Below are 23,827 nucleotides of genomic sequence, written 5' to 3' on the forward strand. Positions count from 1 at the left end.
TTGCTGACAGGAGGAGCCGTCGACAGCGTCACTTTCGCCAACGAACTGAGCGTGCTGCTGGCCCCGTTCCTCGCCGCGCAGCGGTGGTACGCGGCGGTGGCCGACCCCGAGGTGAGGGTGAGGCGCGTCGACACGCTGCGCGACGGGTGGCCGAGCCTGCTCTGGGTCCTGGCCGAAGTTCGCGGTGATCGCGGCGCCGGTGAGCCTCGTTGGTACCAGTTGTTGCTCGGTGCGGACTCAGGCGAGCCGGTCGAATTGCCGCCGGCCTCGCGGATCGGAGCGATGCCCACGCCGCGTGGAGACGCGTGGCTGTTCGACGCTCTGGCCGACGAGGAGCTGGCACTCGAGTTCGCCAACCTGATCGACCCCGAAGGTGGATACGAAGCTGTCCGGGCGCTGCCTGGTGACCACACCAACACGTCGTTGGTGCTCGACGAAGCCCACCTGCTCAAGGTGTTCCGCCACGTCTACGAAGGTCCCAACCCGGACCTCGAGGTGACCGAATCGCTGGGCCGGGTCGGCTACGGCGGTGTGTCGGTGCCCTCGACCGTCTGGCGCCGCAGCGGCACCGACCTGGCCGTGGTGCGCCGAATGGAGCGCTCCCGGGGCAGTGGGCGGGAACTCGCCCTCGACTCCCTGCGCGAAGTATTCAACCTCCGCAGGCAGCCGCGGGACTGCAAACTCGACTTCGTCGACGACGCCGATGCCCTCGGCGCAGAGGTCGCCCGGATGCATGTGGCGCTCTCGGAGGCATTCGGCGCCGAGGAGGCCGACGGCTCGGAGTTGGCCGGCGACATGGCTGCCCACCTCCATCACGCGACCGAAGGCCGGCTCGACACGGCGAGCATCGAAGCCACCTACCGACGCCTTGCCACCGCCGAAGACCTCGGCGCATCGATCCGGGTGCACGGCGACCTGCGGCTCGGCAAGGCGCTGCGGATCCAGCGCTCCTGGATCCTGCTCGACTTCGAGGGCGAGGCCGGCAGGACCTTGGTCGAGCGCCGCCGCCCGTCCTCGCCACTGCGCGATGTGGCCTGCATGACGCGGTCGTTTCACCACGTGGCGGCAGCCGCCCTGCGCGAGGTGGAGGCACCCGACGACGAACTGCGCCTGCTCGCGGACTCCTGGGCCGAGCGCAACCTCAACGCGTTCCTGTCGGGCTATGCCTCGGTCGACGAGGTGCACAGGCTGTTGCCGGGCACACGCGCCAGCCGTGACGCGCTGCTGAGTGTGTTCGAGCTCGACCGCGCCGTGTACGAAGTCGCCTACGAGGTGGCACACCGCCCCGAACTGGTTGACCAGCCGGTGCGCGCGGTGGAGAAGCTCCTCGACGACGGCGACGCATAGCGGGGCACCAGCTGGAGCAGAGTCGGTTCTCAGCTGTGCGGAGTGGTGGCGAGGCCGGAACCCCTCGCGGCCGGTACCTTTCGTCTGTGCCCCCAGCGATGCCGGCGGACCCGTCGGCCCAACCCCAGGAGCTCCACTGCTACCGCCACAACGACCGCGTGGCCGGTGTGCGCTGCCAGCGTTGTGAGCGGCCCATATGCCCCTCGTGCATGAGGCAGGCATCGGTGGGGTTCCACTGCCCCGACTGTGCGGGGGCGCACACGACCAAGGTCATCAGTGGGCCTGCCGCGTTCGGACGGGCTTCCGATCCGATCGTGACCAAGGTGCTGATAGGCATCAACGCCGCGGTGTGGCTGTTGATGACGGTCACGGGCGGGAGCGCGAACTCACCGGCGGGGCCGGTGTTCGAACAGGGCGCCACATGGGGTCCGCGGGTCGCGGAGGGGGAGTGGTACCGGCTCGTGTCGGGTGCGTTCCTGCACGGCAGCTTCCTGCACCTCGCCATGAACATGTTCCTGCTGTGGCTGCTGGGGCGGTCACTGGAGCCGGTGGTGGGGCGGATGCAGTTCCTCGGCCTCTATGCGGTCTCGCTGCTCGGCGGTTCCCTCGGGGTGATGATGATCGACCCAACCGCAGCAACGGTCGGTGCTTCCGGAGCTGTGTTCGGCCTGATGGGTGCGATGGTGGTGCTCCAGTTGCGCGCCGGTCAGAGCCCCTGGCAGTCCGGCATCGGAACCCTCGTGGCGCTCAACCTCGTGATCACGTTCGCCGTCCCGGGAATCTCGATCGGCGGCCATCTGGGTGGTCTCGTCGCAGGCTCGCTCGGCGCCCTCGTGCTGGCTGGTGGACACGAGAAGGGCGGCGCACCCATGCTTGCGCGTGCCGGCTTGCTGGCCGCGTTTGCCGTGACCCTGGCGGCCGCCTCCGTGGTCGTGATTCAACAGGAGTTCCCCCAGCTGGCCGGCTGAACAACCGGGTGGTTCAGCTGAGGGCTCCCGACTCCACCAGGTCTGCAAGGCGGCGCAGGTTGCGCTTCCAGATCGCCCACAGGACCGGCTTGGCCAGGAACGCCCCCATGGGGCCGCCCATCCACCAGGGGAACCGGAGCCGTTCGCTCCACGAGAAGCTCGTGCGGCGCCCCTTGCGTCCCTTCGAGCGGAGCCGGAATTCGCCCACACCGGTGACGAGGCCCTTGTGGATCACGCCCATGGCGTGGGGCTCGTCCCAGCGGGTCACCTCCATCGAGTCGACGAGGGCGAACGGGCCCACCCGGGTCATGCAGTCGAACGTGGTGCCCTTGCCACTCGTGCGGTCCGAGGTGAAGGTGATCGACTCGGCGTCGGCCATCCACTGCACATGGGTGGAGATGTCCTCGATTGCCGCCCACACCTTTGTGCGGGGAGCGTCGATGGTGTGCTTCACCTTGATTCCTGGCATGGGTCCAACCTAGCGAGCCGGCGCCGTCGATCGTCTCGCTGCGGTCCTCGAGTTGGCGCCGACGAGCCGGCTGGTCAATGGTTTCGCAGTGGCGACATTCGAAGAAGTTGACCTCGATTCGATCGAGCCCGGCGACATACGGGCGGACACCCGGCCCGTGCCCGTGGAAGGCATTCCCGGGCGCTACAGCTGCGTGATCCCGCTCGCGTGGCGGGTCGTGTATGCCTTCGGTGGCACCACGATGGCGGCCGCCAGTCGGGCGGCGGAGACAGAGCTCGGCCGCGATGATCTGAGCGTGGTGGGCGCTGAGGCGACTTTCTGTGCCGCCATTCCGTGTGGGCCGATCGGCATGCAGGTGGAGGTGCTGCGCAACGGCCGCAACGGCGCGCAGGCCCTTGTGAGGCTCTGGTCGGCCGCCGATGGCGCCTACAACGTTGACGGGCCCGGTGTGGGCAACGACCTCGTGGTGGTCGTGGTGATGGGCAAGCGCACCGAGACCGAGCTGAGCTTCCAGGGGGTTGACGCCCCCGACGTGGCCGACCCGCTCGACTGCCCGGGCCGCGAGACCGCCCCGGGCAGCCCGTTCGACCGGATTCCGTACCACCGCCAGACCGATTTCCGCATCGCCATGGGCGAGTTCCGCTGGGGTACGGCCTTGCCTCCCGCAGAGCCTCGTTCGGCGTCATGGTTCCGCTTCAACAACTCACCGATCACCGACGCCGGGCACTGGGAGCCGGCGGTGCTTGCCGTTCCCGGCGACATCCTCGGCCCGGCAGTCCACGCAGGGCTGGGCGGGCAGGTCGGGTTCTTCTTCGTGATCTCGTTGCAGATCGGCCTGAAGTTCATCGCGGATGTGCCGACCGACTGGGTGCTACAGCACTCGCGCGCACAGTCAGCCGCCGGTGGCTTCGCGTCCGGCACGGCCGAGCTGTTCGACGCCGAACGGCGGCTGGTCGCCGTGGCAACGCAGACAGCCCTGCTACGTCGCGTGGACAGCGACCCCGGCGCAACCGACGCCTGATCCTGCCCTGCGACAACAGACGAACGCCCCCGCTCCACACCGACCCTGGGTGGGATCCCGCGAAGCTGTGGTCGCTGCAGGGGTTCAGGGGTGGCGGTAGACCGAGACCGTCGTAAGGGATTCAGCGGTTGTCGGTTCGCGTGACCAGCTGGAGTACTCGGCGATCCGCTCCATGCCGACCTCACCGCACCAGCGGCGCGCGTCGTCGTCGGTCATCACCCGCAACACCCAGGTGCGTTCGTCGGCGCTCTCGCCACCGCGCTCGACATGGCGGCCCTGCACGATTCCGGTGTCCGGGTCTGTTTCGGTGTACACGTCGACCTCCCTGGCCGAACCGGTTTTGGCAACCGTCCCGCTGTGACCCCTGGTGTCGGTCGTGTCTGTCGGCAGCTGCACCCGCGTGAGTTCTGTCAGAAGGAGCCCGCCGGGTCCGAGTGCCGAGGCCGCTCCGTGGATGCACTCGCGTTGTGCGCCGGGAGCCGAGAGGTTCAACAACAGGTTGCACGCGGCGAGCACGCATTCGAACGGACCTGATTCCCGGATTACGTCCCACGTTTGCGCGTCGCCGGCGTCGCCGAGGACCCGCTCGATCTTGCCCAGCGGATCCTTGCTCGACAGCTCCGCGAGCATCTCCGGTGACGAGTCGAGGCCGACGACCTCGAAACCGGCCTCGGCCAGGGGCAACGCGACGCGCCCCGTGCCGGCGCCGAGCTCCAGGACGCGGCCGCCGGAGTCGAGTTCGCCCTCGATGAAGGCGACCAGGTCGGCTTCATCGCCGCCCGGATACCAGCTGTCATAGATGTCGGCGAAGCTGCGGCCGTAGCGGCCCGGGTCGTGGAGATCGCCTGGCATGAGCACAAGTGTGCCGCCGGGGCGCTCCCAGCGGGCAAGATGAACACATGACGGGCCGGGAGAGCCAGGGCGTTGCGGGCGGCTCGGATCCTCGACGCGAGACGATCGGGGCTTGGTGAGCGCCGACTGGTCCGCCCCCGGGGTGGCCGCAGCGCAGCCGCCGGCCCGAGGCGCCATGGCGCCCGACAGCCCCGGCCAGCAGGTGGGTGGCGGCGCCGGTCTCGGCGCAGCCGGAGTGGCCGTGGCAAGGGGAAGCGATCGGTTCCCGGACGGTGCCGGCCTGGCATCAGCGGCAGCGAATCCGCTCGCCGGAGTCGAGCCCGTCGGCGTGCTGGGGGTGCTCGACGGCGGGTTCGACCTGTTGCGGCGCGGTTTGGCACTGTTCGTGGCCTTGGCCGCGGCGCTGCTGTTGCCGCTGCAGCTCGTCGACCTGCTCGCGCAGCTCAACGCGGGACTCGACACACAGCTCGCAACCAGCGGGTCCCCGCTGGAGAGCCTCTCGCTGCTCGGATCGACCACCACAACCGCCAGCTGGCTGGTGAGCATGTTGCGGATCGTCGTGTTGTCGTTCCTCGGGCTGGTGGCCGGGGTCATGGTCAGTGACCTGCTGGCTTCCCGGCAACGCAGCGGGGGTGCCCTGGTCGCCGCAGCCGCACGCCGTTGGTGGGTGGCGGCGCTGCTGCCTCTGCTGTGCGTACCGCTCAAGGTCGTAGGAGGCTGTGCGGTGTACGTGGGGTTCTTCTTCTTCGACGCACTCCTGATGTGTGCTTCGGTGGTGGCCGGGGCGGAGGGGGCCGGGCCGTTTGCGTCCTTCGGTCGCAGCTGGCGACTCGGGTGGCGCAGCTATGGCACCGCGCTAGGTGTGTCGTTCGGGGCGTTCGTGATCTCGGTGATCCTCCAGGCGGCGCTGTACCTGGGGCCGGCCGCCCTGCTGGGCGTGTTCGTGCCCTCCGAAGGGGCGCTGCTCGCCATCCAGCAGGCGTCGTCGATCGTGCTGCTCGTCACCCAGCCACTCACCGCATGCATTGCAGCGCGGGCATACGTGGAGTTCCGCTGCCGGAGCGAGGGCCTGGACCTGTCGATCCGCAGCAATGCGCTCGGGTTGACCCCTTGATCGCGCCTGCCGCACCCATCGCCCAGTCGGGGCGCGATGACGTCGAGGACGTGATGGCGCGCCCCGAGTTCCAGTACCCGAAGTCACTGATGGAGCGGGTGGGTGACTGGGTGGCGCAACGACTCGAGAACCTGTTCGACGACCTGCCCGGCGTGGACGTCCCCGCGGGATCCTTCGGTGGCGGCGCGGGGTCGTTGATCGGGTGGCTACTCATCATCCTCGCGCTGGCTGCCGTGCTGGCGGTCGTCGTCGTGGCGGTGCGGCACTGGGTGCCCCGGGTGGACGACGACAGTGGGAAGCTGTCCGAAGCCGAAGCCGAGCACCGCCGCCGCGCCTCGGAGTGGGCACGCGAGGCGCAGGACCACGAGGGGCGTGGTGAGTGGAAGCTGGCGATGCGCGCTCGTTACCGCGAGCTGGTGCGCACGCTGGTGGACCGCAAGCAGGTGGCGGACCTGGCAGGGCTGACCACCCGCGAGCTCCTGCAGGATGTGGCCACGACCACGCCCGGAGCCACGGCCGACTTCGAGTCGGCATGCATGTTGTTCGAGTTGCCCTGGTATGCCGACGTGCCCACCGGGCCTGTCGAGAACGCCCGGATCCGTTCGTTGTCCGAGGCCGTGCTGGCGGAGCCGGTGGAGCAGACCGTCGATGCGGCGATGGTGGCCGCGGCGGGCCGGGTCGAGGTCGAGGCGCCGTGAAGCGCAACAGCCCTCTCGTGTGGTTGCTGGTCGCCGGCATCTCGGTCGCCGCCGTTGCGGTGCTGGTGCTGTCCGGAGGGAGCACAGCGCCACCATTCGACGTGTCGTCATCCGAACCCGACGGCTACCGGGCCATCGGCATTCTGCTCGGCGAGGCCGGGGTCGACGTGAGCAGCGCGGGGCCCGACGCAGAAGCCCTGCGCGCCGGGCCGGGCGAGGCCGTCGTGGTCCCCGTTGCCCAATACCTCGATGACGACCAGCTCGACACCGTTCTGGCCTCCGCGGAATCGGGCGCAACGGTTGTGTTCGGCGACTCGTCGGGGTTCTTCACCATCGACCGACAGGAGCTCATGCGCACCCCTGCGTTGCCCGTGCCTCGAGGGTTCTGTGACATGGCCGATCTTGAGGACCTCGAAGCTGTCGACGACATCGCCGGAACACCGGCCTTTGCATCGGCGGGGGAGCAGCGGTGTTTCGACAGCGGCAACGGCCCAGTGGTGACCCGCGACTCCATGGGCTCAGGACAGCTCGTGACCCTGGCGTCGCCATACGTGTGGGCCAACGCCAGGCTGCAACCCGACAAGGAGGAAGGCGGCCGGGCGCTGGACAACGGCCCGATGGCGGTTGCGCTGCTCGGCGACCGCGACTCGGTGCGTTTCGTCGAGGCCCGCCCGGCTCCGGGCTCATCTCCCAGTGGGACGCAGAACCCGGTAGCCCTGATGCCGCTGCCTGTGAAGATGGCATTGCTGCAGGTGGTCGGGGCCTTCTTGCTCTACGCGTGGTTCCGCGGCCGTCGCCTCGGCCGTCCCGTGCACGAGGACATGCCGGTCGAAGTCGCAGGATCCGAACTGGTCGAGGCTGTGGGCGGTCTGCTGAGGCGTAGCGGCACCCCTGCGAGCGCGGCCGAGGTGCTGCGCGCCCAGACCCGTCGCGACCTGTCGGTGCGCCTCGGCGTGCCACCCACCGCTGACCCCACCCCTCTCGTGTCGGCCGTGGCCGCGAAAACCGGCCGCATGCCACAAGAGGTGCGCAACACGCTCGTCGACGGCCGTGTTGGCACACCGGACGAACTCCTGGTGCTCAGCAGAGCGCTGGATGACCTGCACTCGGAGGTGCTCGATGCCAGATCCAGGCGATAACCCAGGTCCGCTCACCGATGGCTCGTTGGAGGCCATGCGCGCGTTGCGTGACGAGATCGGAAAGGTGGTGGTGGGCCAGGAGGGCACCCTGTCGGGTCTCATCGCGGCGTTGCTGGTGCGCGGTCATGTGTTGCTCGAGGGAGTGCCCGGCGTGGCGAAGACACTCCTGGTCAAGACCCTCGCCCAGGCACTCGACCTCGACTTCTCACGGGTGCAGTTCACGCCTGACCTGATGCCCTCCGACGTGACCGGCCAGCTGGTGCTGTCGTCGCGCGATGCGTCGAGCTTCGAGTTCCGCGAGGGTCCGGTGTTCACCAACCTGTTCCTCGCCGACGAGATCAACCGCACACCGCCGAAGACCCAGGCAGCGCTACTGGAGGCGATGGAGGAGCGACAGGTCACCGCGGAGGGGGTCTCGCGGCCACTGCCCGACCCGTTCGTGGTCATCGCAACCCAGAACCCGGTGGAGCAGGAGGGCACGTACCCGCTTCCCGAGGCCCAGCTCGACCGGTTTCTGTTCAAGCTCCTGGTGGGCTACCCGACCATGGAACAGGAGGTCGACGTGCTCGACCGCCACAACCGCGGCATGGATCCGCACGACATCGCGGCCGCCGGGGTACGGCCGGTGGCCAACGCCGCTCACCTCGCCGCAGCTCGTACTCACGTGGCGAACCTGACAGTCGAGGCGCCGGTGCTGCACTACGTGGTGGCGTTGTGCCGTGCCACACGCGAATCGCCGTCGGTGGACCTCGGCGTGTCCCCTCGGGGTGCCGCCGCCTTGTTGCACGCGTCCAAGGCTTGGGCGTGGCTGTCGGGGCGCACGTTCCTCACCCCCGACGAGGTCAAGGCAGTGGCCAAGCCGGCCCTGCGTCACCGTCTGCTCATCCGCCCCGAGCTCGAGCTCGAGGGAGTCACCGCCGACGGCCTGCTCGACTCGATTCTCAGCACCGTGCCAGCACCCCGCTGACATGTCCCTGCTGCCCACCAGACGCGCAGCCCTGGTCGCCCTCGTGGCGGCCGCCGGGTTGCTCGCGTACCGGGGTGAGGCGGTGCAGCCCTGGGCTGGCGCACTCGTGGTCACGGCCCTGGTGCTGGCGGTATCACTGCTCGACGGGCTCATCGGCACCTCTCCGTCCAAGGTGGTCCTCCAGCGCCGTCATCCGCCGGTGGTCGTGGCCGGGCGCCGGGCCGACGTGGAATGGACGGTGCGCAGCGAGTCGAGGCGGGCCCTCACCGTGCATGTGGCCGACCGGTTGGCACCGTCGCTTCGAGCCGGGTCGCGGCGGTTCCGTGTGCGGGTGCCGGCAGGGGGTTCGGCGACCCTCTCCACCACGGTCCAGCCGCTGCGCCGTGGGCGATTCGAGCTGGACCGCCTGAGCCTGCGCATCGAGGGACGCCTCGGCCTGGGTGCCCGCCAGCGAGACGTGCCGCTGGCCACAGTGCTGCGGGTCCACCCGCCCTTCCGCTCCGCCCAGGAGGCCGAGCTGCGCATCCGCCGGGCGCGCATACTCGAGGTGGGGATGCGCTCGGCCAAGGGACTCGGCGGCGGCACCGACTTCGAGCAGCTGCGCGAGTACGGCCCCGACGACGAGTTCCGGCGGATCGACTGGACCGCCACGGCGCGGGCCTCCAAGCCGATCGTGCGCACCTACCGCGCCGAGCGCAACCAGCGCGTGATGTTGCTGCTCGACAACGGCCGCGTCATGGCCGGCCGGGTCGGTGGAGTGCCCAGGGCGGAGCACGCGATCGACGCCGCGATGATGCTCACCGCCGTGGCCACGCGCCTGGGTGACCGCTGCGGACTCGTCGCCTTTGACCGCGAGGTGCGAGCGGTCGTGCCCCCGGCACGCCATACCGACCAGCTCGGCAGGGTGACCGAGGCGATGTATGCGCTCGAACCGGTGCTGTCCGAGTCCGACTACGCCGGCGCCTTCAGTGAGGTGGTCGCCCGGTTCCGCCGACGGGCGATGCTCGTGGTTCTCAGCGACCTACTCGAGCAGGCGGTGACCGACTCGTTGATACCGGCGCTGCCGCTCATCACCCGCACCCACCTCGTGGTGGTGGCCGGCGTGCGCGACCCTGCGGTGCAGCACTGGGCGCGCGGGTCAGCAGCCGATGACGACGAGGTGTTCCGCAAGGTCGCAGCTGTGACGGCGATCGACAACCGGCGGCGCACAGCGGCGAAGCTCCGCTCGTTGGGAGCGATCGTGGTCGATGCCGAGCCGGGTGCACTGGCGGTCGACCTCGCGGACACGTACCTGCACGTGAAGTCGACCGGCCGCCTCTAGCCGATCACCACCCCACGGGCGGCCTGTGCCTCGGCCTCGGCGATGTCGTCACGGGTCAGTTCGTTCATGAGCCCGCTGAGGCCCCTGCGTTCCGCTCGCTGGCCGAGCAGCACGACGTAGGCACAGAACGACACCAACACGGCCACACCCACGCCGACGCGCAGGGCGGTGGGCATTCCCGAAGGCGTGACGAATCCCTCGATGAAGCCCGCCACGGCGAAGCACAACACGAGCCCCATGATGATCACCACCGAGCGTAAGCCCTCCTCGGCGAGTGCCTGGCCGCGGGTGCGGTCACCGGGCGACACGATCGCCCAGCTGATCCGCAAGCCGGCAGCACCCGCGATCAGGATCGCTCCGATCTCCAGCAGGCCGTGTGGAGTGATCAGGCCCCAGAACTGGGGGCCTTCGCCGGCGTGGTGCATCACGGCGGCCATGACGCCCACGTTGAGGCCGTTGTAGCCGAGGATGAACGCAGGGCCGATCACGGGAATGAGCCCCGATGCGAATGCCAGGAACGACACGTAGATGTTGTTGACCGTCACCGTGCCCGCGAAGTTCTGCGCCGCGTCAGAGGAGTAGTAGTCGGCGAACTCGGACTCGGCGATCGACTGCTGGAGTTCCGGAGGCACCGAGGCGTCGAGCACGGCCGGGTCGTTGACGAGCCAGAACCCCATTACCACAGCCGGGATCATGAAGCAGGCGAAGGCGACTGCGATGTAACGGCGTGAAACCCAGACCGCGGCGGGAAACGCCTCAGTGAAGAACCGGGCGACCGTCCGCGCCGGGTTGCCGCGGCCCTGGTAGATGACGACCCGCGCCTCGCCCAACAGGCGGGAGAGCCGCAGGATCACATCCGGGTCGCCGTAGATGGTGCGCACGTGGCTGAGCTGGGCAGACGTGCGCTGGTAGGCGGCCACCAGTTCCTCGATCTCGGCGTCGTCGAGGCGGTTGCCGCTGCCGCCGGGCATCCTGCGACCTGCCTTGGAGGACAGCTCCGACAGGCGCTTCCACTCTGGCTCGTGGATCTGGATGTAGCGGTCGATGTCCATCTCCACCGCTACCGTAGGCCCCGTGAGAGCGGGTGTGGTCACTCCTGAGGCAGTGGTGCTCGACCTGCCGACAGCCGGCGTGGCCACGAGAGCGTTCGCCCGGGCTCTCGACCTGGTGATCCAGGCGTTTGTGGCCTTCGCCCTGCTCATGGGTATCGGCGTGATCGCGCCCTTGGGTGTGAGCCCCGTCTTGCTCGGATTGTCGACAATGGTGTTCGTGCTGGTGATCTGGCCCATCGGCATGGAGATCCTGTGGCGGGGACGCAGCGTCGGAAAGGCGGCATTCGGGCTGTGGGTCACCGGTGCCGACGGCTCGCCGGTGCGCCCGCGCCAGTCGATCGTGCGTGGGCTGCTGGCCCTCATCGACATCTACCTGTCGCTCGGTTTCCTGGCCCTGATCTCGGCCATGCTGTCACCGACCTCGCAGCGCCTCGGCGACATGGCCGCTTCCACGGTCGTGGTGCGTCACCGCACTCGCGGGTCGATGACCAGCCCGATCGTGTTCTACCCGCCGGCAGGCCACGAGGCCTATGTGGCCAACCTCGACGTGAGCCGACTCGACGAGGAGGACTTCGCTCTGATCCGCGAGTTCCTCCTGCGAGTCGGTGATCTGTCGGCGCAGGTCCGCAGCACCCAGGCCCACGAGCTCGCAGAAGCGGTGAGACCGCGCATAGGGCACACACTGCCGGCGGCAATGGCGCCCGAGACGTTTCTGGTGTGCGTGGCGTCGGCATTCCAGTGGCGCGAGGGCGGGCTGCTGCGCGACGTGGCCCGTGGTGTTGCCCCGGTCATGCCCACCAACTTCGGGCCGGTCGGTGGCCAGGCCCCCGTCGGCAGGGCGTGACAGCGATCTGAACGCCGTTTAGTTTGTGGGGCGACGGGAACTCGGGGTCGGGACATGGCAACGCTGACACGCAATCTGTTCCACGGCGCAGGTGAGGGGGATTGGAACCTCGAGGTCATCGACGGCCACTGGCCGGTCGACGCGTACGGCGACGTGTTCGTGATCGGGCCTGACAAGCGCGAACCCGCAGGCCACTGGTTCAACCAGTTCGGCCTGTTGCACCGGTTCTCGATGCAGGCAGGTCCCGATGGCCGCCTCCAGGCCCGGGCGCGGCGCATGAACACCCCCGTGGCCATGCTCGCCCGCAAGTACCCCAGGTTGTTCCACACCCGCGAGTTCGCACAGGTGTCGCCCTTCGGTGTGTCCAACATGGCAAACACCAATGTGCAGACCATCGACGGCCGACTGTTCGTGGGCTACGACGCCGGCCGCCCCATCGAGGTCGATCCTGTCACGATGGAGGTGATCACCCCCGTGGGGGCCAATGGCGAGTGGGCGCAGATGGCGCCGGGCCTGCTCGAGCCGATGTGCCCGGTGGCAGCCCATCCGGCGCCGTCGTGGGAGGAGCGGTGCGTCTACTTCGTCAACTACTTCCCCATGCCGGGCGCCCCCACGCACGTGGCGCGCTGGGGACTGTCGGGGCCGATCGAGCGCTGGCCCGTCGAGGGCATGAGCCCGTTCGACTCGATCCACGACATCAAGGCCACGCGAAACCACCTGGTGTTCTGTGACCTGCCTTTCAGGATCGAGGCACAGGCGCTCAGCGGCAGGGGGCCGCGGGAGATCCCCAACCAGGACGTCACGCAGTTGTGGATCATCGCCAAGGAAGACCTGCGGCGCACCCCGCCGGGCCAACCCGTGCAGGCGACCGAGGTGCAGATCCCGATCCCCGCCGGTCACTTGATGGTCGACGTCGACGATGACGACGGCATCCTGCGTGTTCACCTCGAGCACATCGCCCTGGCTGACCTGATGATCACCCTCGCCGCGGGAGAGACGGCACACTCCGGGCAACGGGTGGTGCAAGACCACGAGGGGATCGTGTCGATCGCCCAGCAGCCGGGCTGCATGGGCAGCTACGAGATCCTGGCTGCCACCGGCGAGATCCGTCGTGCCGAAACCATGTGGGATGACAGGTTCTGGGGCGGCACGCTGTCCACCTACGACTACTCCAGCGCCCAGGCCCGCGAGCGGGTCACGCAGGCCTGGTACTGCGGCACCGGTTTCGATCCCGACCTCGTGTCCGAACAGTGGTGGCGGCTCTACGAGAACGCGGGCAACGAGCATCTGGTGGACCTCGCCGACCTTCCCGGCGAGGGTCGACCGGGTGCGCTGGCCCACTTCGACCTCCAGTCGGGCAAGGTCGCCGGTGTGTTCTCCTATGAGGAGCCGGGCACCTTCCCGTCGCCGCCCACGTTCGTTCCCCGGCGCGACCCGAGCGGGCCCAACGACGGTTACGTGATGGTGCTGGTGCACCGGGGCGACTGGCGTGACGGCACCCTCGGTGCGGGCAAGGAAGTCCACATCTTCGACGCGCAGGACATCGAGCGGGGGCCACTGGCGCGGGCGTCGGCTGCCGGGTTCAACCCGCCGCTGCTGTTGCACTCCTACTGGATGGACCGGCGGGTGGGCCCCAGGCCGAGCAACTACCGCGTGTCCAAGATGCGCGATGTGGCCGGAGCCCTGGCCAGCTTCGTGCGGGTTCCGAAGACCTGGGTCGGTGCAGGCAGGGAGCTGCGTCGCCAGGCCCGGGAGGGCACCCCGGCGGGGTACGAGTCGTCCCGCGTCGAGCTCTGAACGCCCGAGGCCCAGGTCTGTGCCCGCCGTGCCGGTGGCCAGTTGGGCGAGTCCCGACGGAGGCCTGATCCGGCCGCCGGCTTCTTCTCGTGGCAGTGGGTACTTAACCTTGGCGGTGTGAACGCAGCCGGGCCCGCCGAGGGCCCCGACGAGATGGGACCCCGCGTCGACATGGTCGACATGGTCGACATGGACCACGCCGCCACCACGGCGCTCTGCGACGAGGCGCGTGAGGCGATGGAACCGTTCCTCGCGTCGGCGCGCGTGTCAGTGGCGTACGGCAACCCTTCGGGGTCGCACTCGATAGCACGCGCTGCGGTGAGGGCCGTCGACGAGGCCCGCGAACAGGTCGCCTGGTCGCTCGGCTGCCGACCTTCCGAAGTGGTGTTCACCTCCGGCGGAACCGAGGCCGACAACCACGCGATCACAGGTGGCATGCCGCCGCGCCCGGGCCGGCCGGTCTGTTCGGCGGTCGAGCACCACGCGGTGCTGGAGCCGACTCGGTTGCTCGGTGGTGAGGTGGTGGCCGTGGATCGCCTCGGGCGGGTTGACCTGACCGCACTGGCGCACGCGCTGGCAGCCTGCGAGCGCACCGATGGGCCGACGCCCGGCGTCGTGTCGGTGATGCTCGCCAACAACGAGCTCGGCACCATCAACGACGTGTCTGCGGTCGCAGAGGTGGTGCGTGACGTCTTGCCCCATGCAGGTGTGCACACCGACGCGGTGCAGGCGGCCCCCTGGCTGGACGTGGCCGTGCTGGCGGCCGACGCAGACCTGCTGAGCGTTTCTGCCCACAAGCTGGGTGGCCCGAAGGGCACAGGCGCACTGGTCGTGCGAGACCCCACTCCCATCAACCCGCTTCTGATCGGTGGTGCCCAGGAGCAGGAGCGCCGCGGTGGCACCCACAACGTCGCCGGCATCGTGGGCTTCGCTGCCGCGCTCGGTGCCGCCGTCTCCAACCGGTGTGAGCGGGTGCGCTCGACGGCGGCTCGTCGCGACCGACTTGCCGGCGAGCTCACCGCCACCATCGAGGGTGTCATGGAGACCGTCGGACCTGCGGTCGCCGCCGGGCTGGGCCTACCCGCTGACCGGTCACATCTCCTTCCGGGTCACTGCCACCTGCTGGTGGACGGGGTGGGAGGAGAGGAACTGCTGCTCGTGCTCGAGAAGAACGGTGTATGCGCCTCCGCGGCCTCGTCGTGCGCATCGGGCGCGGTCGGCGCATCGCACGTACTGGACGCGATCGGTCTGGGGGCAGTGCCCGCGGCGTCGCTGCGCCTGAGCCTCGGGGTCGACACCACGGACGAGGATGTCGAGGCCACGGTTGCGGCCATGTCCCGCTCGGTGTCGCACATCCGCTCCATTGCTGCCGCAGGCGAGAACGCGGGCCTTCGATGAGGGTGATGGCCGCCCTGTCGGGAGGAGTCGACAGTTCCGTGGCCGCGGCGGTGCTGCTCGAGCAGGGGCACGAAGTCGTGGCGGCAACCCTCAAGCTCTGGGGCGGCGACTCGGACACCGGTTGCTGCTCGGTGAGCGACGTGGAGGACGCTCGCCGCAGCGCCGCGCAGCTGGGACTCGACCACCACGTGTTCAACTACACCGAGGAGTTCGACCGCCATGTGGTCGCCCCGTACGTTGCCGACCACGCGGTCGGTCGCACGCCCAATCCGTGCGTGGAGTGCAACCGCCACCTCAAGTTCGACTCCCTGCTGCAGCGCGCCGAGCTACTCGGCTTCGACGCGGTCGCCACGGGCCACCACGCCCGCATCGTGGAGGGAGCCGACGGATCCCCACGCATCGCCCGCGGCGCCGACCGCGCCAAGGACCAGTCCTACGTACTGCATCCCCTGCTCGAAGCCGGGCTCGACCGGGTGCTGTTCCCGATCGGATCGATGACGAAGCACGAGGTGCGAGAGCGCGCCGCGGAGCTGGGGCTTCGCACCGCCACGAAGCCCGACAGCCAGGACGTTTGCTTCATCACGCGTGCCGATGGACGCGGCAGCTTCCTCGAGCAGCGCATCGACCTGCACCCAGCGCGGGTGGTCGACGACTCGGGGGCAGAGGTGGGCGGCACCGACGCAGTCGAGCTGGTGACCATCGGCCAACGCCGCGGCCTCAACCTCGCCGGCGGCGCGGATCGCCGGTTCGCCACCGAAGTCGACGTGGGCAACCGGGTGGTGACCGTCGGGCCGCCCGAAGCGTTGCTCACATCGCAACAGGACCTGGAGCAGGTGACCTGGGTGCCCGGTGCCGGTGCGGGGACACTGGCCGCACAGACTTCCGCGCACGGAGAACCCCGTGCGGCGCACGTGCGAGCGGGTGCAGTTGGCGCTGCGACGCTGGACTGGGTCGAGCCGCAGAGCCGCGTTGCGCCCGGCCAGAGCGTGGTGCTCTACGACGGCGATGTCGTGGTCGGTGGCGGAGTCGCCGTCTGAACGTCAGTCGCGGGCCACCGCAAGCCCGCGTTGCTCGGCGTGGGCGATCGCGGTGCCGGGCCGGCTCGGAACGATCAGCACTCCCTCGGTGTCCACGGCCTGGGCCGTGCCGTCGCGTCCAGCGGCGAGAGTCACCTCCACCGTTCCCGCGAAGTCGATCTCGACGACGAGCCCGGGAGCCTTCACGGTGAGGTCGAGTGCTGACGTGTCCACGTGCGCCGGGCCGACCCTCGAGATCGCCCTCGATGGAAACAGGACCGGTTCGGCCAGTGCCATGTCGTCCACCAGCGTCACTCCTGCGGGCACGAACACCAGCCATCTTCGCGCCAGGCGCCAGAGCGCGAACGAACCCCACCAGACCGTGACGATTCCGATCAGCACGAGCGGGATGGCGGCTGCGTAGACCTCAGCCGCGAACAACACGATGCCCGCCAGCACCGGAACGGTCGTGAGAACCCATGCGAGTGGTACCGGACCGAGCAGGAGCGCCACCGGCGCCTTGAGTGCGAAGCGTCGCTCCTCGCCCCATGAGCCGCCGTCGATGAACCAGTCGCCCACGATCGACGACATGGAGAGCACGGCTGCGAGCGTGCAGATCCCCAGGCCCGTCCACCCGGCGGCCTCGGGTGCCTCGACCGCAACCGCACCCAACGCGGCCGCGGGTGCCACGGGAGCGATGATCCGCAGCGCGGTGAGGGTCGAGGGCAGCGGTACGAGTGATACGACGAACCCGGCCGCCCAGAGAAGCCAGAACAGTGCCTGAACGGTGATGCGCGTGGCGTCGGCGGAACCTTCGGTTGCGCTCAGGAGACCCTCGAGCAGGGTGAAGGGGAGCGCGAGCCAGAGGGCACGTACGAGCCAGATCAATCCGGGGGCATTCACGTCCCCAGTTTGCGCCCTCTGCGCGCCCACCGCTAACAACGAGTCATGGGGAAAACACCTGAGCTGCACATCGGGCTCCCCACAGTGCCGGCGGCATCGCCGGCCTCGGGAGTGTCCGAAGCCGTCGAGATCGCGCTGTCCGGCCGCCCCATGCCCACTGTTCCGGTGCCTGCCGACCCCGGGTTCTCCCTGCTGGCCCAGGCCTCGACTGCCTTCGAAGGTGTCCACCCGATAGGGCTGGGCGATCTCCGTGTGAGCGACGCCTCCTTCGGGATCCGCCCCGCTGATGCCGCTTCGGTCAGGGCTGACGCCTTCGCACCCCTGCACGTGACGCTGGAGCGTTGGCCCGAGCACCGTTCCCGCGAGGCACCATGCGCGCTGCGAGTCGAGATGATCGGCCCCGTGAGCCTCGCGCTCGCGCTCTGCGCCGCCGGCGTGGCCCAGTCCCACGCCGTGGAGGCTGCCCGGATCGCGTCGGTCTATCGCGCGGAGGCGCTGATGGCCGAGGTCCGTGCCGTCGAGCCCGACCTGCCGATCGCGCTCGTCATGGACGAGCGGCGGCTCGTGGGCTCAATGCACCCGACCTTCCCGCTGGCGGTGCGTCAGGTCCGCTCGCTTCTCGACCCGGTGGTCGATGCGATCGACCATGCGGCGGGCGCCACCCCCGTACTGATCGGAATCCATGTGCCGGGTCGCTCCGACTGGCGCACGATCATCAGTTCCGGCGTGTCGCTCGTGTCGATGCCGGCCGATTCATCGGTTGCGGGATGGTCGCGGTGGATCCAGGCGTTGCTCGACAACGGTGGCTGGATCGCATGGGGCGCGGTGCCGGTGGACCGGCCACTCGGAACCTCCGAGGAACTCCTGTGGCGCCAGCTGTTGGCCACATGGCGTGACCTCGAGGCCGCCGGAGTCGACGGGCGCCTGCTTCGGGAGCGCTCGATGGTCAGCCCCGCCGATGGGCTGGGTGGCTTCGGCATGGCACAGGTCGGCGGCATGCTCGAGCTGGTCGATGCGCTCGCCGGCCGCATGCAGGCCAACGCGCCGCAGCGTCCTGTATCCGCCGGGTACTGAGCGTCACATCCCCGCTGTAGGTTCTGGCTCGTGACCTCGGGCCCGGACCCCACAGACCCAGCTGGCCGCTCCGAGTGGCTGCGCGGTGAGATCAGGCGCCATGACAACGCCTACTACGGCCAGGACGCCCCCACGATCCCCGATGCCGACTACGACGAGCTGATCCGCGAGCTGAGGGCCATCGAAGCCGACCACCCCGATCTGGTCACCGCCGACAGTCCTACCCAGCGACCGGGGTCCGCACGCCGCACCCCCTTCGCACCTGTGCAGCACACGGCTCCGATGATGAGCCTCGACAACGCGATGGACTCCGACGAGCTGCGGGCGTGGGGTGACCGCACGGCGAAGCGACTCCAAGAGGCGGGCCTCGACTCCGAGGTCCGCTTCACCTGTGAGCTGAAGATCGACGGCCTGGCCGTTTCGATCCGCTGGGAGAATGGCCGCTACGTCGCAGCGGCCACACGCGGTGATGGCCGCACGGGTGAAGACGTCACCGCCAACGTCGGAGCCATCGAGGGGGTTCCACATCAGCTGGAGGGTGATGCGCCGCCGGTGCTCGAGGCGCGCGGTGAGGTCTACATGCCCCTTGCCGCATTCGACGCTCTCGTGGCGCGCACCGAGGCCGACAATGCCGAGGCCGTCGAGGCAGGGCGCAAACCGAGGCCGGTGCCCGTCAATCCGCGCAACGCCGGCGCCGGCAGCCTGCGCCAGAAGGACTCCTCGGTCACGGCTGGCCGTGGCCTGTCCTGGTGGTGCTACCAGCTGGGTCCCACCGAAGGGGTCGAGCAACCTCCGAGCCACTCGGCCGCGCTCCAGTGGCTGGCTTCGATGGGCCTGCCCACCAACCCGCAGACATTAACCTTCGCCTCGCTCGATGAGGTCTACGACTTCTGCGCGCACTGGGTGGAGCACCGTCACGACCTGCCCTATGAGATCGACGGCGTGGTGGTGAAGGTCGACGACCTGCACGTGCAGGCGGCGCTCGGCGCCACAGCGAAGGCGCCGCGGTGGGCAATCGCCTACAAGCTGCCGCCAGAGGAACGCACCACGAAGCTGCTCGGCATCGACGTCTCCGTGGGCCGCACCGGCCGCGCCACGCCCTTTGCCGTACTGGAGCCGGTGTTCGTGGGCGGGTCCACCGTCGCCATGGCCACGCTCCACAACGAGGACCAGGTCGCAGCGAAAGACGTGCGGCCCGGCGACACGGTCGTGGTGCGCAAGGCCGGTGACGTGATTCCCGAAGTCGTGGGCCCTGTGCTGGAGCGCCGCCCGAAAGGGTTGCGGCGCTGGAAGTTCCCGACCGACTGCCCCTCGTGCGGGCAACGGCTCGTACGCGCCGAGGGTGAGGCCGACCACCGATGCGTCAACTACAGCTGTCCGGCCCGCAGGCTCGCTCGGATCAGCCACTTCGCGTCGCGCGGTGCGATGGACATCGAAGGGCTGGGCGAGAAGCAGGTCGAGCTGTTCATCGAGTTGGGCCTGCTGTCCGACGTCGCCGACATCTACTCGCTCGACTTCGACGCGATCGGTGAACTGCGGGGCTACGGAGACAAGGCGGTGGCCAACCTGCGCGAGTCGATCGCCGCGTCGTTGCAGCGCCCATTGGCGAACCTGTTGTTCGGCCTCAACATCGTGCACCTGGGTCCCACAGGTGCACAGCTGCTCGTCGACTCGTTCGGGTCGCTGGCCGCGATCCGCGTTGCCTCCGAAGAGGAGTTGGCCGCCGTAGATGGTGTCGGCCCGGTGATCGCCGAGTCGGTACACCACTGGTTCTCGGATCCGCACAACTCCGAGCTGGCCGACCGCCTCGTCGCGGCGGGCGTGAGCACCGAGACCACACGGCCCGATCAGGCCGAGGAACTCGAGCAGACCCTCACCGGTCGCAGCGTGGTGGTGACCGGCACCCTCGATGGCTACAGCCGCGACGAAGCCGCCGCAGCGATCTTGGCCCGTGGAGGCAAGTCGCCCGGCAGTGTGTCGAAGTCCACCTATGCGGTGGTCGTGGGCGAGTCGCCCGGTGCCTCGAAGCTCACCAGAGCCGAGAAGTTGGGCATAGCGGTCGTGGACGCGGCAGGCTTCGAGACGCTGTTGCGAACCGGCGAGGTCTGACCGGTTGCCGCGCTACTCGAGAGGGGCCCAATGGGCGACAAGCAGGCTGTGATCTTCGACTTCGGCGGAGTGTTCATTGACTCCCCGTTCGCCGCCATGGTGGCGGCGGCCGAGGAGCGGGGCACTTCTGCCGAAGAGCTGTCCCTCGCCGTGTTCGGCGCCTACGACCAGGACACGGACCACCCGTGGCATCGTCTCGAACGCGGCGAGATCACGATGGAACAGGCCCGCGAGCAGATCATGGCGAGCCACAAGCTGCCCGACGGTTCACCCCTCGACCCGTTCGAGATCCTGATGGTCCTCGCCGGCGGAGGAGTTCGCGACGAGATGGTCGGGTTCTGCCGGGAGCTGAAGCAGCGAGGCTTGCGCACGTCCCTGCTCACCAACAACGCGAAGGAGTTCGAGGACTTCTGGAAGCCGCTGTTGCCGCTCGATGAGCTCTTCGAGGACGTGGTCGACTCCTCTGAGGTGGGCATGCGCAAGCCCGCCGCGGCGATCTATGAGCTCGCGCTGGGGCGTCTGGGCCTGCAGGCGTCGCAGGTGGTGTTCGTCGACGATGCCCCGGGAAACGTCGACGGTGCGCGTGCGGTCGGCATCACATCGGTGCTGATGGGCCAGGACCGCGGCGACATGGCCGCCGGCATCGCGGAGGTCGAAGCCCTGCTCGGTTCGGGTTGACCGGCTTCGCTCGCTCCGGGCAGCTCAGGCTGCGGTGAAGCACCACGACACCGGCTCTGCCGCGTCGGGTCCGTCTTTTTGTGCCCACACCATGGCGATCACGCAGTTGCGCTCCGGCGAGAGCGACTCGATGGCCTTGCCCTGGCCGGGTTGGAACATCACGCGACCGAGGCCGAGGTCCTTGGCGAGGCCGTCGCCCTCGTCGCGGATCTCGGTGCCGTTGACGATCAGGTAGGCATCGAATCCGCTGGCCAGGTCAACGCCGACTGCGCTCTGGGCCAGCACTTCGTCGCCCGAGGCCGGGATCAGGCTGTCCACGGAGTCCGGCAGAGCCAGTGAGGTGGCTTCTTCGCCGGTGTTGGCCGCTTTCACGGTCAGGAAGAGCCCGACCACCGCAGCGGCGATCACGAGCGACGCGATGGCTGTACGGGCCTTGGGATTCAGGCCCCCAGGCGTGGTGTCGCGGCCCTCGCTGGAGTCGGTCGTGGCCATGGGCACAAGTATGGCCGTCGTCGGTACTCACCACGCAGCGCGGCCGGTCGCGACCCGGGCCAATCCACAGGAAAAGCACCGGGAAGGTACCCCGGGGGCACACGTGCGCGGAAGTACGATGGCCTCATGGCGGCGGCTGGGACATCCGTGGACACCGGAACGGTGTTGGCAGGGCGCTGGGTTCTGGCCCAGCGCATCGGAAGCGGCGCGTCGTCACGCGTCTACCTGGCAAAGGACCTCAAGCTCGACATTGCAGTGGCGGTCAAGGTCCTCCACGAGAGCCTGGCCGGCGACGAGAGCTTCATCAGTCAGTTCAGCGAGGAAGCCAATTCGGTCTCGGTGCTCGAACACGACCACATCGTGCGCTTCTATGACGCTGGCACACACATGGTCGACGACCTGGAGGTGCCCTGGATCGCAACGGCCTTCATGGGCGGCGGCAGCCTCCAGTCGATGCTCGACGTGGGTCGCCGACTGTCGGTCGCCCAAGCGGTCGCGGTGGGTCGCGACGCGGCGCGGGCGCTCACGGTCGCCCACGAAGCGGGAATCGTGCACCGCGACGTGAAGCCGGCCAACCTGCTGTTCGACGACACGGGTCGGGTGGCCCTGGCCGACTTCGGAATCGCGCGGGCGATCGCTGCGGCGGCGAGTACGGAACCGATCGGGGCGGTCTCGGGCACCACCCGCTACGCGTCGCCCGAGCAGATGCAGGGTCGGGCCGTCGACGGGCGAAGTGACGTCTACTCGCTCGCACTCGTGCTCATGGAGTCGGTGACCGGCGTCGTGCCCATGCTGGCGGACACCGTTGCGGGAACGGTCGCCATGCGCTCCGACAGCAGCATCGATGTGTCGGTCGACTTCGGGGTCCTGCGCGAACCGCTGCTGGCCGCCACCGAGACCGACCCCTGGCGCCGCTGCACTGCGGCCGACCTCGTGTCGCAGCTCAACTCGGCGGTGGAACGGGTGGGCCCGGCGCAGCCGCTCGATCTCGTGGCGCTGGATGTGTCCGATGAAGACACCTCGGAACTGCGTGTCGGTCGCGGCGCCGCCGGTGTGACCGTGCTGGGAGCGGTCGGGGAGGTCGGCGATGACGTCGAGCGCTCCGAGAGGGCCGATGACGCAGAGCCGACGAGTGGCCACGGCGAATCCGACCCTGATCCCGGCGAGGCGCCCGGTGGGGGTTCCGGCCAGGGAGCCGCAGCCGGTGGCGCCGCGGATGACGACCTGCTGATCGACCTCAGCGCCTCGTCTGCAGCGGCCCTGGCCGCCGCAGACGACCTCGAGCCCTCAGGGGAGTGGCGAGCCGACTCCATCGCTGCGGCTGACGAGCACGCGCGGCTGACCGATGCGGTGCCATCCCGGCTCGGCCCGGTCGAGCCGCTTGATGCGGCAAGCGCCCCGGGGTCGATGCAAGAGCCCGACAGGCTTGCCAAGCGGTCCCGTCGCCCCGCACTCCGCAAGGTCCTGCTGGTCGCACTGTTGGTTGCGCTGCTGGCTGGAGCGGGGGTGGCCGGCTGGTGGTTCTTCATCCGCATACCGACCCACGTTGTGCCGGCCTGGGTCGGCGACGATGTCGCGGTTGCCACCGAGGCGGCCGAAGGCAATGGGTGGGAGGTCGAATCCGTCCAACTGGAGCGCCGCGACGGCACGGTGGCGGGCGAAGTGCTTGCCCAGCAGCCCGAGCCGGGAACGGAGCTCGCCGAGGGTGAGGCGGTGTCGTTGACGGTGTCAGAGGGGCAGACCCTCACTGCCGTTCCGGCACTGGCAGGGGTGCCGGAAGCCGATGCTGTCGCCGCTCTGGAGGCGGCAGGCCTGTTGCTCGGCACCCGCTCCAGTGACTTCAACGAGGACAACCCGGCGGGCATCGTGCTGCTGTTCGGTCCCGCCGAGGGAAGTGAGGCGCCCGACGCCGAGGGGCGCCTTCCGAAGGGAACAGCCATCGACGTCTTCGTGTCCGACGGCCCCGCTCCACGCACCGTGCCCGGAGGGATCGTGGGTGCCACACGGGCCGAGGCCGTGGGCGCGATCGAGGGCGTGCAGCTCGTGGCCGAAGTGAGCACCGAGTACAGCGACACCGTCGACGAAGGAATCGTGATCAGTGTCGGCGTCGCGGAAGGCACTCAGGTGCCCCGCGACTCCGCGGTACAGATCGTCGTGTCCGACGGGCCGCGTCCGATCATCGTGCCAAACGTGGTGGGTCGCACCGGGTCCTCTGCTGCCGCCGCGCTCGAAGAGGCAGGGTTCACCGTCTCGGGCATCGAGGGCTCACCCACCGGAACGGTGCTGGCCACCGATCCCGTCGCCGGTGAGGCACGCCCACCCGGCTCGTCGGTGCGCATCTTCACGAGGCAGTGAACCGTGCCGGCCGGCCGGTTCCGGCGCCGAAGTGGATGAGACTCAGACGCTGATTGTCGGCGAGGTCCACTAACTCGCTCGTCGATCGTCCTAGGTTTCCTGTCAGCGTGTCCGTTCCGTTGGGGTGGTCTGCTGTCTGTGGTGTTCCCCAGCCGCCGCTCGATGGCGGCCGCCCCAACCGAACGGACTCGTCTCGTCGGGGGGTGAGTTTGC

21 protein-coding genes are annotated in these 23,827 nt (G+C 69.1%); 16 read left to right on the forward strand and 5 right to left on the reverse strand.

Annotated features, from left to right (window positions below; all coding sequences use genetic code 11):
• Entirely contained in the window at positions 1–1,347 is a 1,347-nt protein-coding gene (locus tag GY812_00760) for a hypothetical protein (GenBank protein ID MCP4434016.1), read from the forward strand.
• An 86-nt stretch (positions 1,348–1,433) separates the two neighbouring features.
• Entirely contained in the window at positions 1,434–2,315 is an 882-nt protein-coding gene (locus GY812_00765) for a rhomboid family intramembrane serine protease (GenBank protein ID MCP4434017.1), read from the forward strand.
• A 13-nt stretch (positions 2,316–2,328) separates the two neighbouring features.
• Here the strand turns inward: GY812_00765 and GY812_00770 are convergent, their stop codons facing one another.
• A complete protein-coding gene (locus GY812_00770) occupies positions 2,329–2,784 on the reverse strand; it encodes a hypothetical protein (protein ID MCP4434018.1) in 456 nt (151 codons plus the stop codon).
• 88 nt (positions 2,785–2,872) lie between these two features.
• Between GY812_00770 and GY812_00775 the strand changes: the two genes are divergently transcribed.
• The gene (locus GY812_00775) at positions 2,873–3,805 is read left to right on the forward strand and encodes a thioesterase family protein (protein MCP4434019.1); all 933 of its coding nucleotides are present in this window, start codon (positions 2,873–2,875) and stop codon (positions 3,803–3,805) included.
• Between the two features lie 84 nt (positions 3,806–3,889).
• Here the strand turns inward: GY812_00775 and GY812_00780 are convergent, their stop codons facing one another.
• The gene (locus tag GY812_00780; GenBank protein MCP4434020.1) at positions 3,890–4,657 is read right to left on the reverse strand and encodes a class I SAM-dependent methyltransferase; all 768 of its coding nucleotides are present in this window, start codon (positions 4,655–4,657) and stop codon (positions 3,890–3,892) included.
• A 115-nt stretch (positions 4,658–4,772) separates the two neighbouring features.
• On the opposite strand from GY812_00780, the gene GY812_00785 reads away from it, so the two are divergent.
• The 5 genes from GY812_00785 to GY812_00805 are packed head-to-tail and all read left to right on the forward strand — an operon-like array spanning position 4,773 to position 9,896.
• Positions 4,773–5,771, forward strand: a complete 999-nt coding sequence (locus tag GY812_00785; GenBank protein MCP4434021.1) for a hypothetical protein — start codon at positions 4,773–4,775, stop codon at positions 5,769–5,771.
• A complete protein-coding gene (locus GY812_00790; GenBank protein MCP4434022.1) occupies positions 5,768–6,469 on the forward strand; it encodes a hypothetical protein in 702 nt (233 codons plus the stop codon). The genes GY812_00785 and GY812_00790 overlap by 4 nt, the downstream gene beginning before the upstream one ends.
• On the forward strand, positions 6,466–7,608 hold the full coding sequence (locus tag GY812_00795) for a DUF4350 domain-containing protein (GenBank protein MCP4434023.1): 1,143 nt from the start codon (positions 6,466–6,468) through the stop codon (positions 7,606–7,608). The genes GY812_00790 and GY812_00795 overlap by 4 nt, the downstream gene beginning before the upstream one ends.
• The gene (locus tag GY812_00800) at positions 7,589–8,575 is read left to right on the forward strand and encodes a MoxR family ATPase (protein ID MCP4434024.1); all 987 of its coding nucleotides are present in this window, start codon (positions 7,589–7,591) and stop codon (positions 8,573–8,575) included. The genes GY812_00795 and GY812_00800 overlap by 20 nt, the downstream gene beginning before the upstream one ends.
• 1 nt (position 8,576) lies before the next feature.
• The gene (locus GY812_00805; protein MCP4434025.1) at positions 8,577–9,896 is read left to right on the forward strand and encodes a DUF58 domain-containing protein; all 1,320 of its coding nucleotides are present in this window, start codon (positions 8,577–8,579) and stop codon (positions 9,894–9,896) included.
• Here GY812_00805 and GY812_00810 read toward each other — a convergent pair.
• Positions 9,893–10,948 (reverse strand): stage II sporulation protein M, encoded by a 1,056-nt coding sequence (locus GY812_00810; GenBank protein ID MCP4434026.1) that lies wholly within the window; start codon positions 10,946–10,948, stop codon positions 9,893–9,895. The genes GY812_00805 and GY812_00810 overlap by 4 nt on opposite strands.
• A 22-nt stretch (positions 10,949–10,970) precedes the next feature.
• On the opposite strand from GY812_00810, the gene GY812_00815 reads away from it, so the two are divergent.
• From GY812_00815 to mnmA, 4 genes are all read left to right on the forward strand, one after another.
• Complete coding sequence (locus GY812_00815; GenBank protein ID MCP4434027.1) at positions 10,971–11,792, forward strand: RDD family protein; 822 nt, start codon at positions 10,971–10,973, stop codon at positions 11,790–11,792.
• A gap of 54 nt (positions 11,793–11,846) precedes the next feature.
• On the forward strand, positions 11,847–13,589 hold the full coding sequence (locus GY812_00820; protein ID MCP4434028.1) for a carotenoid oxygenase family protein: 1,743 nt from the start codon (positions 11,847–11,849) through the stop codon (positions 13,587–13,589).
• Between the two features lie 171 nt (positions 13,590–13,760).
• On the forward strand, positions 13,761–14,987 hold the full coding sequence (locus GY812_00825; protein MCP4434029.1) for a cysteine desulfurase: 1,227 nt from the start codon (positions 13,761–13,763) through the stop codon (positions 14,985–14,987).
• The gene (mnmA, locus tag GY812_00830) at positions 14,984–16,024 is read left to right on the forward strand and encodes a tRNA 2-thiouridine(34) synthase MnmA (GenBank protein ID MCP4434030.1); all 1,041 of its coding nucleotides are present in this window, start codon (positions 14,984–14,986) and stop codon (positions 16,022–16,024) included. Before GY812_00825 ends, mnmA begins: the two co-directional genes overlap by 4 nt.
• A gap of 3 nt (positions 16,025–16,027) precedes the next feature.
• On the opposite strand, the gene GY812_00835 is transcribed toward mnmA, so the two are convergent.
• The gene (locus tag GY812_00835; GenBank protein MCP4434031.1) at positions 16,028–16,906 is read right to left on the reverse strand and encodes a hypothetical protein; all 879 of its coding nucleotides are present in this window, start codon (positions 16,904–16,906) and stop codon (positions 16,028–16,030) included.
• Positions 16,907–16,951: 45 nt separating this feature from the next.
• Between GY812_00835 and GY812_00840 the strand changes: the two genes are divergently transcribed.
• From GY812_00840 to GY812_00850, 3 genes are read left to right on the forward strand one after another with little or no spacing between them, the layout of a single operon-like run.
• Entirely contained in the window at positions 16,952–17,980 is a 1,029-nt protein-coding gene (locus tag GY812_00840; GenBank protein ID MCP4434032.1) for a hypothetical protein, read from the forward strand.
• Positions 17,981–18,010: 30 nt separating this feature from the next.
• Positions 18,011–20,089: an NAD-dependent DNA ligase LigA gene (gene ligA, locus GY812_00845; protein ID MCP4434033.1), complete on the forward strand. Its 2,079-nt coding sequence runs from the start codon at positions 18,011–18,013 to the stop codon at positions 20,087–20,089.
• Between the two features lie 30 nt (positions 20,090–20,119).
• Positions 20,120–20,767: an HAD family phosphatase gene (locus GY812_00850; protein MCP4434034.1), complete on the forward strand. Its 648-nt coding sequence runs from the start codon at positions 20,120–20,122 to the stop codon at positions 20,765–20,767.
• Positions 20,768–20,791: 24 nt separating this feature from the next.
• Here GY812_00850 and GY812_00855 read toward each other — a convergent pair whose 3' ends face one another.
• Positions 20,792–21,259 carry a hypothetical protein gene (locus tag GY812_00855; protein MCP4434035.1) on the reverse strand — a complete coding sequence of 156 codons (468 nt, stop codon included), beginning with the start codon at positions 21,257–21,259 and terminating at the stop codon, positions 20,792–20,794.
• 126 nt (positions 21,260–21,385) lie between these two features.
• Between GY812_00855 and GY812_00860 the strand changes: the two genes are divergently transcribed.
• Positions 21,386–23,614, forward strand: a complete 2,229-nt coding sequence (locus GY812_00860; GenBank protein ID MCP4434036.1) for a PASTA domain-containing protein — start codon at positions 21,386–21,388, stop codon at positions 23,612–23,614.
• Positions 23,615–23,827 lie beyond the last annotated feature (213 nt).

This window comes from Actinomycetes bacterium, assembly GCA_024222295.1.
Lineage (GTDB): Bacteria > Actinomycetota > Acidimicrobiia > Acidimicrobiales > Microtrichaceae > JAAEPF01.